This is a genomic window from Leptospira gomenensis (assembly GCF_004770155.1).
Classification (GTDB): Bacteria; Spirochaetota; Leptospiria; order Leptospirales; family Leptospiraceae; genus Leptospira; species Leptospira gomenensis.
Genome location: NZ_RQFA01000080.1, coordinates 1 through 15,324 on the forward strand (window position 1 = coordinate 1; position 15,324 = coordinate 15,324).

Annotated in this window: 12 protein-coding genes; 7 read left to right on the plus strand and 5 right to left on the minus strand. The window is 43.8% G+C overall.

The window, feature by feature from the left end:
- Window positions 1-7: 7 nt before the first annotated feature.
- The gene (locus EHQ17_RS17550; RefSeq protein ID WP_135590936.1) at window positions 8-2,014 is read right to left on the minus strand and encodes a hypothetical protein; all 2,007 of its coding nucleotides are present in this window, start codon (window positions 2,012-2,014) and stop codon (window positions 8-10) included.
- Between EHQ17_RS17550 and EHQ17_RS17555 the strand changes: the two genes are divergently transcribed.
- The 6 genes from EHQ17_RS17555 to EHQ17_RS17580 all read left to right on the plus strand — a co-directional run bounded on the left by EHQ17_RS17555 (window position 2,013) and on the right by EHQ17_RS17580 (window position 9,272).
- On the plus strand, window positions 2,013-3,125 hold the full coding sequence (locus tag EHQ17_RS17555) for a lipocalin-like domain-containing protein (RefSeq protein WP_135590993.1): 1,113 nt from the start codon (window positions 2,013-2,015) through the stop codon (window positions 3,123-3,125). The genes EHQ17_RS17550 and EHQ17_RS17555 overlap by 2 nt on opposite strands.
- 89 nt (window positions 3,126-3,214) lie before the next feature.
- The gene (locus EHQ17_RS17560) at window positions 3,215-4,225 is read left to right on the plus strand and encodes an ABC transporter permease subunit (protein ID WP_135590938.1); all 1,011 of its coding nucleotides are present in this window, start codon (window positions 3,215-3,217) and stop codon (window positions 4,223-4,225) included.
- Complete coding sequence (locus tag EHQ17_RS17565) at window positions 4,222-5,265, plus strand: ABC transporter permease (protein ID WP_135590940.1); 1,044 nt, start codon at window positions 4,222-4,224, stop codon at window positions 5,263-5,265. The genes EHQ17_RS17560 and EHQ17_RS17565 overlap by 4 nt, the downstream gene beginning before the upstream one ends.
- On the plus strand, window positions 5,262-6,242 hold the full coding sequence (locus tag EHQ17_RS17570; RefSeq protein ID WP_135590942.1) for an ABC transporter ATP-binding protein: 981 nt from the start codon (window positions 5,262-5,264) through the stop codon (window positions 6,240-6,242). The genes EHQ17_RS17565 and EHQ17_RS17570 overlap by 4 nt, the downstream gene beginning before the upstream one ends.
- A gap of 13 nt (window positions 6,243-6,255) precedes the next feature.
- Window positions 6,256-7,212, plus strand: coding sequence for an ABC transporter ATP-binding protein (locus EHQ17_RS17575; RefSeq protein ID WP_135590943.1), 957 nt, complete (start codon window positions 6,256-6,258; stop codon window positions 7,210-7,212).
- A 2-nt stretch (window positions 7,213-7,214) separates the two neighbouring features.
- Entirely contained in the window at window positions 7,215-9,272 is a 2,058-nt protein-coding gene (locus tag EHQ17_RS17580; protein ID WP_135590945.1) for an AsmA family protein, read from the plus strand.
- A gap of 269 nt (window positions 9,273-9,541) precedes the next feature.
- Here the strand turns inward: EHQ17_RS17580 and EHQ17_RS17585 are convergent, their stop codons facing one another.
- Together EHQ17_RS17585 and EHQ17_RS17590 are read right to left on the minus strand one after the other, a co-directional pair.
- Window positions 9,542-11,377 (minus strand): MutS family DNA mismatch repair protein, encoded by a 1,836-nt coding sequence (locus EHQ17_RS17585; RefSeq protein ID WP_135590947.1) that lies wholly within the window; start codon window positions 11,375-11,377, stop codon window positions 9,542-9,544.
- A complete protein-coding gene (locus EHQ17_RS17590; protein WP_100746150.1) occupies window positions 11,374-11,610 on the minus strand; it encodes a hypothetical protein in 237 nt (78 codons plus the stop codon). The genes EHQ17_RS17585 and EHQ17_RS17590 overlap by 4 nt, the downstream gene beginning before the upstream one ends.
- A gap of 175 nt (window positions 11,611-11,785) precedes the next feature.
- Between EHQ17_RS17590 and EHQ17_RS17595 the strand changes: the two genes are divergently transcribed.
- Window positions 11,786-11,992 (plus strand): hypothetical protein, encoded by a 207-nt coding sequence (locus EHQ17_RS17595; protein ID WP_100746151.1) that lies wholly within the window; start codon window positions 11,786-11,788, stop codon window positions 11,990-11,992.
- 221 nt (window positions 11,993-12,213) lie between these two features.
- On the opposite strand, the gene EHQ17_RS17600 is transcribed toward EHQ17_RS17595, so the two are convergent.
- Both EHQ17_RS17600 and ilvC read right to left on the minus strand, forming a co-directional pair.
- A complete protein-coding gene (locus tag EHQ17_RS17600) occupies window positions 12,214-13,836 on the minus strand; it encodes a caspase family protein (RefSeq protein WP_135590948.1) in 1,623 nt (540 codons plus the stop codon).
- Window positions 13,837-14,183: 347 nt separating this feature from the next.
- Entirely contained in the window at window positions 14,184-15,185 is a 1,002-nt protein-coding gene (gene ilvC, locus EHQ17_RS17605; protein WP_135590950.1) for a ketol-acid reductoisomerase, read from the minus strand.
- Between the last annotated feature and the right edge of the window lie 139 nt (window positions 15,186-15,324).

Below are 15,324 nucleotides of genomic sequence, written 5' to 3' on the forward strand. Positions count from 1 at the left end.
ACAACGATCAAAACTCGGAACCGTTTTTCCAATGAAGCACACAAGCTCCGCGAATCGGAAAAGACCGCAACTTGGTATTCGGACTTCGTGCGAATTCCGAAAACGATTCCTTAGAAAAGCCCGCTCGACGAATCGTCTCTTCACACGACGAACCGATCAAAAACCAATCCGGATTCGAATAAGAAGCCGCCGCAAACGAATTCCGTTTTTGGGGATCGAACTGCTCCCGTTTCTTTTTTTCTCTGACCTTTTTTTCCGCAAACCAACCCGCTCTAAAAAAAGAAAGAGTAACGTCGGGACGATTCGGATGTTCCAAAGGTAACAAATTCCACAAAACGGAATCTCTGTTCAGATTTTTCGAAAGAACTTCTTCAACGTCGTAGGCGGAATAAAAGAGACTTTGATCCGTACCCGAAAAACACAAATTCGTCCGGTCCCAAACCGAAGCCTTGTTTCGAATAAAATAACCCGCAGTAAACAATATAATTAAAATATAATAAAATACTGAAATACTGCGAAAAGTCCCGGAAACTCCGGCGAAGTTTTCTCTGAAAAAAAGGCAGACGCCAAGAAATAGCGCCGGATACAAATGATAAATGTGACGCGGCTGATGGTTGGGAGTCATCAATGTTAAACCCAGAATCGAAACCGCAACCGACAAAAATACGAACAACGAAGCCGTCGGAGTCTTTTCTTTTCGATAACGGAGAAATCCAATAAAAATTCCCAACACGAAAACGGATAAAAGGATCCAACCTCCAAACGGAGAATAGAGGGAATTTTCCGCAATCTCGCGCACATAAGTAAGACTAAACAGGGAATCGTCCCCTTGTCCGGGCAACAAACCCGCACCTTGCGCATGTCGAATCGTACTTCCCGAACTCGAAAAACGATCCGGGTGCAACAAAACCCAGGTGCCGATCGGCAAAATACAGAAGGTCCAGAAAATTTTCCAAACCGAAAGTCCTGCGGAAGCCGCTCCGTATTCTTCTTCGAAAGAAGCGCTCAATCCGTTCATTTTATCCGAAACGTCCGTAACGATCACGGAACTTTTTTCCGATCGTTTCGGATAAAAAATTCTCCAAAGAGAAATGGTCGAAACGATCCAAAACGAAAGCACGGCCGCATAACGTAGATAGGCTTTCGTCTTTCCGATTAAAATATTATCCGATAAAAGGACCGAAATCGCGATCAAAAGAAACGAGGCTCCTATAGGAATCAAACGAAATCTCCGTTTTCGTTCGGACCCTATTCCCAAACCGAAAGAAAGAAAAAATTTCCGCAACAATTCCCCGGTTTCACGAAAACGAAAAACGCAGAGGAACAAAACTCCGAAAAAAAGAAAAATATAACCGTACGGATATTTCGTATGAAATAATAAATTTACGCTCGTAAAAAGAAACCAAGGAGATTGCGATCCATCCTTTTCCGGATTGAGGTTTTCACGATCGAGTAAATCCCAAAACGCAATCAAAACAAAAAGAAAAAAAAGCCCGCCCTGAATTTCCAACATTCCCGAAAAGGAATAATGCATCCAACCCGGATTCAGCAATAAACCTCCCCATACGATCGGAAATAGAAACGCCGCGATAGTGAAAATCGGAAACGCGTTCTTAACTCCGTCTCCGTTCCTCATAAATCGAAACAAAATCCAAGGAACGACGGCGATCACAAGAATCGATTCCACAAAAGTGAACAATGAAACGGGAACACCTCCTGGTCCGAAACGAAAGATCAAAATCGCTTCGGGAAGATTTCTCAACACCGGCCAAGTCGGAGAATCTAAGATCAATCTTAAGAATTCGAAAAGATCGAACGAACGAATCGACGCCGCGATTTGAATCGAAGTCGTTAGGCGCGCGTCCGGATCCCAGGTAAGAAATTCTCGATTGGGACAAAACTCAAAGTATTTCAGATATAAATCACGGAAATAGATTCCTAAAATAACGAACTGAGGTAAATAAAGTCCGAGGATCAGAAGTTTGGAATTTTTAATCGAATTTAAAAAACGCATAAGGAACGGAAACGATCATATCAACTTCCTAAAAGGCGGAGTCAATCGTCTAATACGAATCTGTCTTTTGGTTCCGTTTTTTTTCGACCTCGGCGCGGAAAGTCGTCCGTTCGTTTTTCCCAAAGATCATTCCTTCCATTCCGGCTACGGAGTGGAATGGTGTTATTTCGTTGGAATTCTGCGTTCCTCGGATGGAAAACGTTACGGTTACGAGCTCAGTTTTTTTAAGGGAATTTTCGGAAAGGAAACGGAGGTGTTTCCCGTTCACTTTGCGATTTCCGATCTCGAAACGAAAAAACATACAACCGCGCAGACCGTCGAACGAGCGTTAGGCGGAATGGCTGGTTACGATAAAAACGGAATTTTTAGCGGAGACTTCCGATTCGAAATAAAAGGAAAATCCTCCTTTCACATCGTAGCAAAACCGAAAAACGTTTCCGGGTTTTCTTTGGATTTGACGTTAAACACGGATCCGTCCGAAATCCTTCTTCACGGCGAACGGGGAAAATCTTTCAAGAGCAGAAACAATCCGAATTATTATTCGTACTACTATAGCATCCCTAGACTTTCCACCAAAGGGGAATTGAACGTAGGCGGGAAAAAAATTTCCGTTACGGAAGGCGATTCGTGGATGGACCACGAATGGAGCAGCCCATTCGATTCCGAGATCAAGACGAAATTATCCGACCGAACGAACTCATGGGATTGGATTTGTATTCTCTTCGAAGACGGATCCGAGCTTACGGTCTTTAATTTTAGGGAATCACAACGATCCGTTTCCGAAAGTTTCGGAACCTATCGATCGAAAAACGGAAACGTAATCCGTTTCGAAAAAGAAAAGGAAATTTCTTTTTTACACGATTCTAAGTTTTGGAAAAGCGAACGCACCGGGAAACGATATCCTTTGTATTGGAATTTACGAACGCATCCCTCCTCAAAAGAAGCCGAATTCGACCTGAAGATAGAACCTTTTTTCGAAGATCAGGAATTCGATTCCAGACCGACGACGGGTTTTTCTTATTGGGAAGGAGCCGTAAAAATTTTCGGAACGAGGGCCGGTAAAACGGTTCGAGGCACCGGTTATTTGGAATTAAAAGGAAATCGGGATTAAACGAAAGGAAATATTGATTCGTCTTCCGAAAAAGACTTTGTCATTGGATCCGTATCCTTGAAACTGTTTTTCCGAGACTCGGAAATCCGATGAAAAAATATTTCCTAAAACGTTTCCTTCTGATCGCCCCTACATTGTTGGGAATGACCTTCATCGTGTTCACGATTTCGCACTTCGCACCGGGGGGGCCTTTGGAAACGGAGATCGCAAAAATTCGAGGGTATGCGAGTTCCCAAGGAGGAAGCGCAAAAACGATCTCGGAAGAAGAAATCAACATCATTAAAAAAAGACTTCATTTGGATAAACCTTTCGTCGTCGCATATCTTTATTGGCTGAAGGAAGTTTTGACGTTCAACTTAGGGGAATCCAGACTTCACACTCGTGAGGTGACCGATCTCATATTGGAAAAACTTCCCGTTTCTTTGACGTTCGGATTATCCGGATTTTTTCTTTCCTACTTAATCTGTATTCCATTAGGAATTTCTAAAGCACTCCGCAACGGAGAAAATTTCGATATTACAACCAGCGGAATCATCCTGATCGCGTATTCGATTCCAGTATTTGCGTTATCCGTACTTTTACTTTATACGTTCGCTTCGGGGGAAGTATTCGCTTGGTTTCCTCTTGGACACGAGGTTTCTGACGAATACGAAAGTTTGAACTTTTGGGAAAAAATCGGAGATCGGATCGAACATATGTTTCTTCCCGTACTTTGTTACGTTTCCGGATCCTTTGCGGTTTTGACTTTACTGATGAAAAATTCCCTTCTGGATCAAATTTCCAAGGAATACGTTCGAACCGCTCTTTCCAAAGGATTCGGTTTTAAGGAAGCGATTTTTAAACACGCGTTTCGCAACTCGTTGATACCGATCGCCACCGGATTCGGAAACAATCTCGGTCTTATTTTTGCGGGTTCTCTCGTGATCGAACTCGTATTCAACATAGACGGAATGGGATTGATGAGTTTTCAAGCGGTAACGGAACGGGATACGGATTTGATGATGGGTCTTTTGCTCGTCCAAAGCGCGCTTTCCCTGTTCGGAAATATATTGTCCGACTTCTGTTACGTACTGATCGATCCGAGGATTCAATTCGAATGATCATCAGCCCGATTCTAAAAAAACGTTTTTCCAAATTCCGCGCCAATCGAAGGGCTTGGTATTCGTTGAATTTACTTTTGATCACTTATTTCGTTTCATTGTTCGCGCCATTGATCGCGACCAACCAACCTTTGATCGTAAGTTACGAAGGTCAATTGTCCTTTCCGGTCTTTAAGTTTTATCCGGAGTCACGTTTCGGAGGAGAAAATCTCACTCCTCAAAATTACAAACGGCTTGCGAAACGGGAGGACTTTGTAACGGGAAAAAATTGGGTTCTATTTGCCCCGATTCCGTACGGATTCAACGAAGACAATCTGGAAAGTTTGGACGAAGGCGAAACTCCACCTTCACCGCCTAACGCCAAACATTGGCTCGGAACGGACGACCGCGGACGCGACGTGTTTACCAGAATTTTTTACGGTTACAGAAACGCACTCAGCTTCGGCCTTATATTAGTATTTCTTGAATTAGCTATGGGGACTTTCCTAGGAGGGATGCAGGGATATTACGGCGGAAAATTCGACATCTTGATGCAAAGGTTGATCGAAATCCTTTCCGCGATCCCGTTTTTATATCTGATTCTGATCGTAGGGGCGTTTTTCGGAAGAGGGTTCACGGTTTTATTGATCACCTACGGTGCTTTGAGTTGGATCGGAATTTCGTACTACATGCGCGGAGAATTCCTCAAACTAAAACAACTTACGTATGTCGAAGCGGCCAAGGCTTTGGGAGTGAATCCGTTTCGAATCATGATGCGTCACATTCTTCCGAACGCGATCACACCTTTGGTGACTTTTTTGCCGTTCACGTTGATCGGTTCGATTTCCATTTTGAGCGCTTTGGATTTTTTGGGATACGGTATTCCCGCACCGAATCCTTCCTGGGGGGAAATGATCGGACAAGGAAGAGAACGTCTCGGCTCCTGGTGGTTGATCACGTTTCCGTCCGCGGCGCTTTTTAGTACGATCCTTTTGACTTCGTTCATCGGAGAAGGTTTACGCGATTCGTTCGACTCTAGAGAAAAGGCGGTGTACGAATGAATTCTCCTCTCTTAGAAGTGCGCAATTTTTCTCTGGATCTTTTATCCGAAAACCGATGGCTTCCCGTATTACAGAATCTCGACTTCGACGTAAAAAGAGGGGAAATACTTTCCCTGATCGGCGAATCGGGTTGCGGTAAATCCTTGACCTCGTTGGCGATTACCAGATTGATTCCTTCGAATATTTCCCGAGTCGTATCCGGAGAAATTCTATATCAAGGAAAGGATCTCCTGAAACTTTCTTCGGAGGAATTGCATAGGATACGCGGAAAGGAAATCGCGTACGTTTTTCAGGAGCCGTTCGCAGCGCTTAATCCTTTGATGAAAATCGGAGATCAGATGATCGAAGGATATCTTCTTCACATTTCCGAAAATAGGAAAGAGGCTTTGGAAAAAGCGGAACATCTGCTTGCCTCGGTCGGAATTACGGACATTAAACAAAGATTATATTCTTATCCCAATCAGATGAGCGGAGGAATTTTACAAAGGATCGGAATCGCGATGGCGTTGATGTGCGATCCCGCTCTTTTGATCGCGGACGAACCGACGAGCGCGATCGACGTGACGATTCAAGCCCAACTCGTAGAACTTCTTACGGAACTACAGAAACGGAACGGAATGTCCATTCTTTTCATCTCGCACGATTTCGGTCTCGTAGGAACCATTGCCCGTCGAATCGCTGTTATGTACGCGGGAAGAATCGCGGAACTGGGTGGTACGGATTCCGTGATCGATACGCCGGTGCATCCGTATACGATCGATCTTCTGAATTCCATTCCCACTTTGGCGAAATCGGTAGATGATTTACAGCCGATTTCCGGAATCGTTCCTTCCCCCGATCAATACCCGAACGGTTGTCATTATTCCACAAGATGTAAATCGGTCTTTCAACCTTGCAAAGAATCCAAACCGGAATTGTTTCCCTTAACCCCCGGAAGCGAACCGCATGCCGCGGCATGTTTTCTTTCCAAAAAATAGGAATCGAAATAAGATGATTCGCATTGAAGATTTAACGATCAGTTTTTATTCTAAATCCGGTTTCGGTTTTAAGAAAAATCGAATCGCCGCAGTGGATGGAGTCAGTCTCGAAATCGAAAAGAACGAAATTTTGGGATTGGTAGGCGAATCGGGTTGCGGCAAATCCACGCTCGGAAGAGGCCTTGTAAAACTATTGGATCCGGAATCGGGAAGGATTTATTTCGAGGACAAAGAGATAACGTCCCTTTCCACGGCAGATTTTTTTCCGTTCCGAAAAAACATTCAGATCATCTTTCAGGATCCTTATTCTTCGCTCAATCCTAGAATGACGATTTCGGAAATTCTAACGGAAGGTTTGGAAATCCACGAACAACTTTCTCCAGAGGAAACCGAAACGAAGATCAAGGAAATTTTGGAACGTGTCAATCTTTCACACGATATTCTTTCCCGATTTCCGCACGAATTTTCCGGAGGACAAAGACAGCGCATCGCGATCGCAAGAGCACTCGTATTAAAACCCAAATTCGTCATCTGCGACGAATCCGTATCCGCTTTGGACGTATCAACGGGCACTCAAGTTCTAAAACTATTGGTCGAATTAAAAAAAGAATTCGGCCTTTCTTATTTGTTTATCTCGCACGACCTAGGTGTGGTAAAATCGATATCGGATAGGATCGCAGTCATGTATTTGGGAAAAATCGTGGAACTGGGTAGGACGGAAAACATCATATCCGCTCCCGCACATCCTTATACGAAAGCGCTGTTTCAATCCACGTTCGACGTATACGATAGAAAAAAAGTAAGAACGCCGCTGATAGGAGAAATTCCAAGCGCGGTCGATAAACCGCACGGTTGTCATTTTCATACGCGTTGCCCGATTGCCCGGGACATTTGTGCAACGGAATCACCGAGCTGGAAAAAATTTTCCGAAAGCAGAAAGGTTCTCTGTCATTTTCCTTTGGAATCGTAACGATGAAAATTCTAAATCGTATTAAGGAATTTTTATATAGAAATCGTATCAAATTTCTTGCGATTCTTCTCTTTCAAATCTTAGCGCTTTTCCTATTTACGGTTCTTCCTATACTCTCCCGCCAGGATTTTTATAAGGAATTCATCCTTTCCGAAATCGAAAAAGCGACGGGACTCGATATCCAGGTTTATCAATCGGATTTGGTCTTATTTCCTTTTCCGGGAATCGAACTCAATTCCGTATTGGTTCGAAAAGGAGAGGTCGTAATCGGAATCAGTGATCGTATCAAAGTGGACATCTCCTGGTTCGGATTATTGGGTCAGAAGGTGGAGATCCGAGACATCTACATATCTGGCGGAAAAATAAATCTTCATAAACTAAAGGACGGCTCCGTCGATCTGATCGAGTTCCTTCAGAAAGACAAAAAGAATGAGGAAGAGTCGAAAACATCAAAGAAAACGAATACGATTCGCATCTTCGATCCTTCGGAAGATTTAAAAGTTCCGTTCAACCCGAAGGAAGTCCTAAAGATAGGTTTAAAGAACGTCCAAGTGGAAAACTTCTTCGTCAATTATCAGGACGACACTCATCAAAGGACATACGGGATTTATCTGTGGAATTCTTCTTTCAGCGTTCCGTTTTACGGAAATTCGCTCGATCTATCTCTCCAAGGAAAGCTGGACGAACAAAGTTTTCAAATTTACGGAAGCGCGGGATTAGAGGAATTTCCGACCTCTTTGGAAAAAATACAATTCCAGTCCACGATCATCTTGGATCATTGTTCGCTCTCTATCTTCCGGGATCTTCTTTTCATCTTCCCGAACGCGGATTTTTCTAAAACGATTTTCAGCGGAACCATCAAAATCAACAAAGGAATCAACGAACCGATCCGTTTTAACGTTTCGGCTAACGCTAAAAACTTTGCATATAGGGGTGGAAACGCTTTCGGCAATTTGCGGACGAATTTCGAACTAAAACTGGACATACCCAATAAAAAATTAGAATTTCCTTATATAACTGTGATTTGGCCCGGAGTTGCGGAAGGCGCCGCAAAAGGAACGGTGTTTTGGAATCAGAAGACCAACGCTTCCTTCCAAATCAGCGCCAATTACCTGGATTATCATCGTGTCCTTAGATTAGGAAGGCTTTTCGAACTTACAAAGGAATTCGATGACCCGCGCCGACCGAACGGGGTTTTTTATTTCAGTGCGGATTTGAAAAACGTATACGCCTTAAAACACAGATTTCCCGTATTAAAGGCGGAGATGAAATATTCTTTTCCTTGGATCCAAATCCCGAGTTTTCACGCATATATCTATAACGGAGAAATATTAGGAAAAGCGAATATAAATCCGTTTCGCTCCAAATTCGAGGTACAAGGCGAGGTTTATAGGATTCTTTCCGATCGAATTATCATGCCTTACGTAAGCGAAAGGATTCTCAACGGAAATCTGTTCAGTAAATTCAACTTTACGACCGAGGTCAACGACCGAAGCGAGGATTTCCTTTCCGACTTTTTCAAGAACATGGAAGGAGGAGGAAGTTTTCAGATATTAAACGGCGAACTTTTCGGTTACGCAAACTTTATGATTCCCGTTTTGAATACGCTGGGGAAAATCATATCCTTCAACGGAATCGACGGAAGGAAGGTGGAATTCGCTTCTCTAAAATCGGATTTTAAAATCGCAAACAACAGATTCTATTTCATTAATCTTAAACTTCAAGGGAACGGATTAGAGGCGGACGGAAAGGGCGACATCGGGTTCGATAAGAATGTGGACGTTCTCATCAATCTTCGATTAGGCGGTAATATCGTCGGAAGGGCGCTAAAGATTCCCATCATTTACAAAGGCCTTTTTAAACAATCGATTCCTTATATAGATCCTATTTGGCTGGGTTCCGTATTTGCCGGAAGTACGATTCTCGCGCCTTTTTTCGCTCCTGTGGGCGGACCTTATGGAGGAGGAATTGCCGGTTCGGTCGTTTCGGAATATGTTCGAGATGCATGGGAAGGATTTAAGGGACTTTTTTCTTCCAAAGAGAATAAACCCAAAAAATAGTCCGCTCGTAACGAAGATTCGAACATCGAATTGTTTCAGATAAAATTGGTCGTACTTCCTACAATTCGCCCGTAATACGAGCGCGGCCCCACCCAGATCGGGTGGTGGAGGCGGGTCAGCGGGACTAGGCGGAAGATTCCGTCTATATCAGAAAATTCTAATCTTGAAAACTAAAAAACGCACTTCGATAGCGTCGTAATTACGACAAGAAAAAAGCAAAAAAAAACTTTACGAACCTTCTCGAACAAGTTGGAGCGTCGGCCGGACGATCATTCCGAAAAATCAAGATCCATACCCTCTTGAATCAAAATCCGAAGAGCGTTACTCGTCTCCACCAAACCGTTGCGAATTTTATAATCGAAATGCATCACACCGTCGAGAACTTCCTCTTGAAAATGTTTCAAAACTACTCCGTCAACCTTCGCCAATTCCAAATCATGACTCGTAACAAAACCGATCGCACGGTTCTTTTTCAGTTCCTTCAAAATTCCCTTACAAGCCAAGGAACGTTCTCTTGTATTCGTTCCTTTTAATATCTCATCCAATAAAACGAGATGAGGAGTTTCGGAACCACGGACCTTTTTTACGATTTCGGATAACCTTCTTACTTCCGCATAAAAAAAGGAAATTCCCTCCTCCAGATCGTCCTCGTTTCTCATGCTCGTATGAATTTTCAAAACGGGAATAGAAAACTTTTCAGCGGGAACCGGTCCGCCCGCCAAAGCGAGAATCGAAGCGACGCCTAACGTGCGCAAATACGTCGTTTTTCCGGACATATTGGATCCGGTAATCAAAACCACACTTCCCTCTTCTGTCCGATCGACAGGGTTGGAAACCCGCGCCGAAGAAGGAATCAAAGGATGGAAAAGTCCCGTTCCCGAAACGGAATATTTTTTCCCTTGGGGAAGAATTTCCGGAAAATTATATTCGGACGACATCCAAAGCACATTAGATAAAGATAATAAAGAATCGAACAATACTCCGTCTTCCAAGGATTTTTCCAACAATAGCGAATGTTTTTCCCGCCATCTGGAAATCCTTTTTAATACCCAAAGATCAAACAAAAACAAGTTATTCAGAATCAGATGAAGTAAAGGCGCCTCCGTCAGAGCCGCTCTCCTAAGGATCCGATCCAATTCCTCGTATGCGGAACGCAACTCCTGCTTCGAAGTTTCCGCCAAAAGGGACCTTCCGTTAAGATCCTTTATGTTCAATCCTTTCAAGTATATTAGAATTTTCTGAAATCCTGAAATGCTCCCTGCGAGGGAATAATACTGTCGAAAGACTTCCAGACTTGTGGAACGGTAAATTGCGAATAGGATAAGATTCAGAAAAAACACCGAGGCGGGAAACGGAATTCCCAAAAGTATATTCGCCGGTATAAAAGCCAGAACGGCGACGGTCACGGGTTTATAAATCTTATCCAGCCACGGATATTTCCGCCAAAGTATCGAAGTGGAATCCGATTGAATAGAATGAGGAGACGCTTTTTGCCGATCCTTACCGATATCCTCCCTTTCCCGAAGATAGGAAGCCAACCTTAACATTTTAGGAATCGCTAATGTTTTTTCCGAAATCGATTTTACGAGAGACTGGCGGAGAAGAATTTGATCCCTTTGAAATTGATCGGAAAAATCATCCGCATCAAGAAACGACACGAGTTTTTTTTCCCCTTCCTGCGTAAAGGTTGTATCCAACCAGGAGAATAAACCCGTATCCCGAAACAAGTCTAGATCACGAGCCAGAGGAGAAAGCGTCTTCGGTGCGTATTTGGTTCCGTATTTTTTTCCGAATCCTTTAATTCCGATTCTGGCACTTTCCCGTTCCAAAACGTCGCGCCAAAGCCGAACGCGATTGCGGGTAACGTGTGTTCGTTTGTATCTTTCGACGAACAAGAAAAATAGAAGAAGCAACAGTAAAGACGGTAGATAATAAATTGCCTGCGAACGAAGATAATAAACGGCGGAAATCCAAGAAAGAAACGCCGTAAAAAAAAGGAGACGAGTGACAGAAAGTTTGGATAAAAGCGAGGAAATCCGATCGTGATAACGATCCAATTTGTTTTTTCTGCGATTGAGCAGATCGATTCGAAGCGAGGATGTCATCCTGTAAGGGAATTGATATTTTCGTAGTGTTCGTTTTCGCGTTTATAAAGTTCGAAATCCAACAACCGAACCATGGATCCCAAATCGGGCATCACCCACTGAGAAACCAACTTTCCCCGTTCCTTCCCTTTGATCTTGTCCACGTAGACATAACCGAACAGATCCGTGCCGTACTCGTACGCGACGAATCTTCCAGTTCTTTTACCGGTGTTATTGATCAACCGAATCTGCATTTTTTTGCAATTTTACCGTTTTGGGAAAATTCGTACAAGAAAAAAAATACTCAAGGATTTTCCAATTTCTTCGATAGATAGTTTAGGGATTCGATTCCTTTCTCAAGGACGAGAGCGGCCGAATTCCGGATAAAAAAATATTTCCACCGAACCAGAAGTCGCATGGAGGCGCACAATGTTCTATCCTGAAATGGACCCCGAGCTCAAAAGTTCCTTTCTTTCGATCGGCAAAACCACCGCAAACCTCGTAAACAACACGATTCTTCCGCAATCCGGATTAAAGGCCGGGAATTTACTCGATTCAGCACAAATGAAAAAACTACAGGAAATCCGCAAACGTAGATTCCGTTCGAACGAATGGAAAAATTTCCTAAAGGATTAATCCGTTTATCAAGACGTCGGCATTCGAATTCGAGTCGTTCCGAATCGAGTTCGGTCCGTGCTTTTTGGATTTTCAACGGAAAATAACGGACGAACGGGAAAATCGAATCCGAAATTCCGCGTCACAAAATCGTAGTTAGAGTATGCCGTTACGGTTAAAACTACCGAAATAAAAAAGCCCGCCGAAACGACGGGCTTTTTCGTTAAGAAGAGATCGAACGATCAATACTTCGTCTTTGTGGAAGGCATCTTCACGTTGAGGATCACGTCAACGGAAGAAACTTCCCCTTCCTTCACGTTGATCATCGAATTGTTCAAATTGAGATCTTCCGCAAACGAGGCCTTGATTTCGTATTCGCCGGGTTTCAAGTTTGTGAACCAGAAATTCCCTTCGGAATCGGTGTTCAATTTTTGAATTCCGGAAACGCTGGAAATCGTAGGCATAAAAATCGGCTGATTGATCACCGGATTGTCCAGGGTTTTGTAGAATACTTTTCCGCGAATCGCTCCGAAACCGCTCATAGAAGCGTTGATCGCCAACTCGTTTCTTTTATTCGGAAGAACGGCGAACGTTTCCTGAATTTCAGGGTAATCGTCGGCCTTAATCGTGATCTTATGAACTCCGGCCGGAACCTTGTTCAACGTGATTGTATATACGTTTCCGGGGATCAACTGTCCTTGTCGTTTTACCGCGCCCCAATAGTTGGACGGCGAAGCGCTGACCGTGGATGCGAATTCCTGATCGTCCAAGAATACTTTTACGTTTCGATTTCCTTTCCTTTTCTTTTTCGCAAAGATCAGAATATCGGGCGGTAAATCCGAAAGTCCATAGGCCCGATCTTGAATGATCGTAGTCTTCAATACCAGATCTCCACGTTCGTTGGTCGGAACTACGGGCGGCTCTTGCGGAGTTACGACCGGTTGAACAGGATCTGGTTTAATCGGATCGGCTTCGGGTTCCACGGTCGGAGCGGGAGGTTTAGGAGGATCCACGGGTTTGGGAGGTTCGGGAGCTTTTTTTCCGGAGAGAAAAATCCCGGATGCGTTTCCGGAAACTTGGGGAACTTGTTCGTGTTGAAACTTCTTCGCCATTTGAACGGTTTCGTCCCTGGATTTAAAGAAGGCTTCAAAAGCCGTAACCACGTTGTCTTTGTTTAAATCGGCGGTGCTCAACGCTCGTCCGAAGTTATACGTAAAAATTCCGTGATTGATACTTCCTCCGACTTCGATCGCGGTCTGATTGTCGTCCGCGGAAGAAATGATCGCCTTGTTCTGAAAGAAAAAATCTTCCGAATCCTGTTTTACGGTTCCGGCGCTTCCTTCTGGAATCGGAACGTCCGCAGATCCACGGGTCGCCTTTCCTTTTTTAGCGATTCCACCGGAAAAACAACAATCGAAAATAAAAACCGTTTTCGGAGATTTTATCTTTTCCAGATATTGATTCAATTCGTCGTCGGAAAGATGAGGTCTATCGTAACAGATGATAAGATTCCTCATTCCGTTTTTTGCGGAAGCGTCTCTTTGAAAAGCCCCGTGACCGGAGAAATAAAGTAAAACGGTGTCGTCGGATCCCGCCTTTTTCCCAAGAGCCTTGATCTCTTTTTCTATGTTGTCTTTCGTTACTTCTTTTCCGAGAACGATCTTAACTTCGTCGAAGTTTCCGACCTTACGAATTTCATCGTTCAAATACTTTGCATCCGCTTCGCAAAGATTTAATTCCGGAATTCCTGCTTTATTTCCGGTATAATTGGAACCGAAAATGAGCCCGTATCTTTTCTGTGCAAACGCATCCGTCGCAAAAAATAAAATCAAACAGACGCTGATTGCGGATAACTTGGATTTCAAACCTGGCCTCCTGAGAATGATCAAGAATGGAATCAGGGTAGCAAAAGAAATCCTTTTGTCATTATTTTTTTCGGGAAAGAAATGTAAGAAGAGAATTTAGGAAAGATTTTTCCGGAATAAAACTAGGATTCCGCTCCTCCAAAAAGTACGATCTTCTCGTTTGATTTTCGTTCGAATCACGGTTGCGAGTATTAACTTATAATTCGTGTTCATAATCGGTTCGTTATCGGACTCCGGTCACTCTCTTTTCGATACGATTTGGAAATGGAACTCTTCCTCGAAAAATAAAAAACCCGGGGAATCGCTTCCGCCGGGTTTTTTCTACGAAAAAGTTATGAATCGGATTCTTATTTAGAAAGCCATTTCATCATACTTCTCAATTTTTTACCGACCGATTCGATCGGATGAGCAGCATTTTTCTCTCTCATATTTTTGAAGTTCGGATATCCCGCTTTCGTTTCAGCCATCCAATTGGTCGCGAATTTCGCTCCCTTATCTTTTTGAATGTCGTTCAAAACTTCCTTCATTCTTTGTTTAACGCCTGCGTCGATCACGCGAGGACCGCTAACGTAGTCTCCGTATTCCGCGGTGTCGGAAATGGAGAACCTCATTCTTGCCAGACCGCCTTCATAGATCAAATCGGTGATCAACTTCACCTCATGGAGACATTCGAAATACGCGATTTCAGGATCGTATCCCGCTTCGGTTAACGTTTCGAAACCCGCCATGATCAAATTGGAAAGTCCTCCACAGAGAACGACTTGTTCTCCGAAAAGATCCGTTTCGGTTTCCTCGCGAAAAGAAGTTTCCAAAATACCGGCGCGTCCTCCACCAACTCCCGCGGCATGTGCGAGCGCTCTTTTTTTCGCTTCGCCGGTGGAATCCTGGTGAATCGCGATCAGACAAGGAACTCCGCCGCCTTCGGTATAAACCCGACGAACGAGATGACCCGGACCTTTCGGAGCGACCATATAAACGTCCACGTCCTTAGGGGGTTGAATAAAATCATAATGAATGTTGAATCCGTGTGAGAATACGAGCGCATCTCCTTTTTTCAGATTCGGCTCGATGTCCTTTTTATAAAGATCGGCTTGAATCGTATCCGGAGCGAGAATCTGAATGATGTCCGCTTTTTGCGCGGCTTCCGCAACGCTGTACACTTCGAAACCTGCGTTCTTTGCGTCTTGTGCGGACTTGGATCCTTCTTTCAGGCCGATGATCACTTTAAGCCCGGAATCCTTCATATTTTGGGCTTGTGCATGCCCTTGACTACCGTAACCGATCACGGCGATGGTTTTGCCTTTGAGTGAACTCAGATCGCAGTCGGCGTCGTAATAGATATTTGCCATTTTCCCTTTCCTCGAGTGTTTCCTTTTTACTAAACATTTGAAAAAGGGTAGAATGACAACTGAAATAACGAAGTTCGATACGCGAGGAATTCGTCCGTTTTACGATCGTTAAAAACGAGCTTACGATTGAAGGATCTCG

Excerpts from the sequence above, each read along its gene's own strand:
- EHQ17_RS17550 (WP_135590936.1), bottom strand. The coding sequence starts at position 2,014 with ATGCGTTTTTTAAATTCGATTAAAAATTCCAAACTTCTGATCCTCGGA.
- EHQ17_RS17560 (WP_135590938.1), top strand. The coding sequence starts at position 3,215 with ATGAAAAAATATTTCCTAAAACGTTTCCTTCTGATCGCCCCTACATTG.
- EHQ17_RS17565 (WP_135590940.1), top strand. The coding sequence starts at position 4,222 with ATGATCATCAGCCCGATTCTAAAAAAACGTTTTTCCAAATTCCGCGCC.
- EHQ17_RS17570 (WP_135590942.1), top strand. The coding sequence starts at position 5,262 with ATGAATTCTCCTCTCTTAGAAGTGCGCAATTTTTCTCTGGATCTTTTA.
- EHQ17_RS17575 (WP_135590943.1), top strand. The coding sequence starts at position 6,256 with ATGATTCGCATTGAAGATTTAACGATCAGTTTTTATTCTAAATCCGGT.
- EHQ17_RS17580 (WP_135590945.1), top strand. The coding sequence starts at position 7,215 with ATGAAAATTCTAAATCGTATTAAGGAATTTTTATATAGAAATCGTATC.
- EHQ17_RS17585 (WP_135590947.1), bottom strand. The coding sequence starts at position 11,377 with ATGACATCCTCGCTTCGAATCGATCTGCTCAATCGCAGAAAAAACAAA.
- EHQ17_RS17590 (WP_100746150.1), bottom strand. The coding sequence starts at position 11,610 with ATGCAGATTCGGTTGATCAATAACACCGGTAAAAGAACTGGAAGATTC.
- EHQ17_RS17595 (WP_100746151.1), top strand. The coding sequence starts at position 11,786 with ATGTTCTATCCTGAAATGGACCCCGAGCTCAAAAGTTCCTTTCTTTCG.
- ilvC (WP_135590950.1), bottom strand. The coding sequence starts at position 15,185 with ATGGCAAATATCTATTACGACGCCGACTGCGATCTGAGTTCACTCAAA.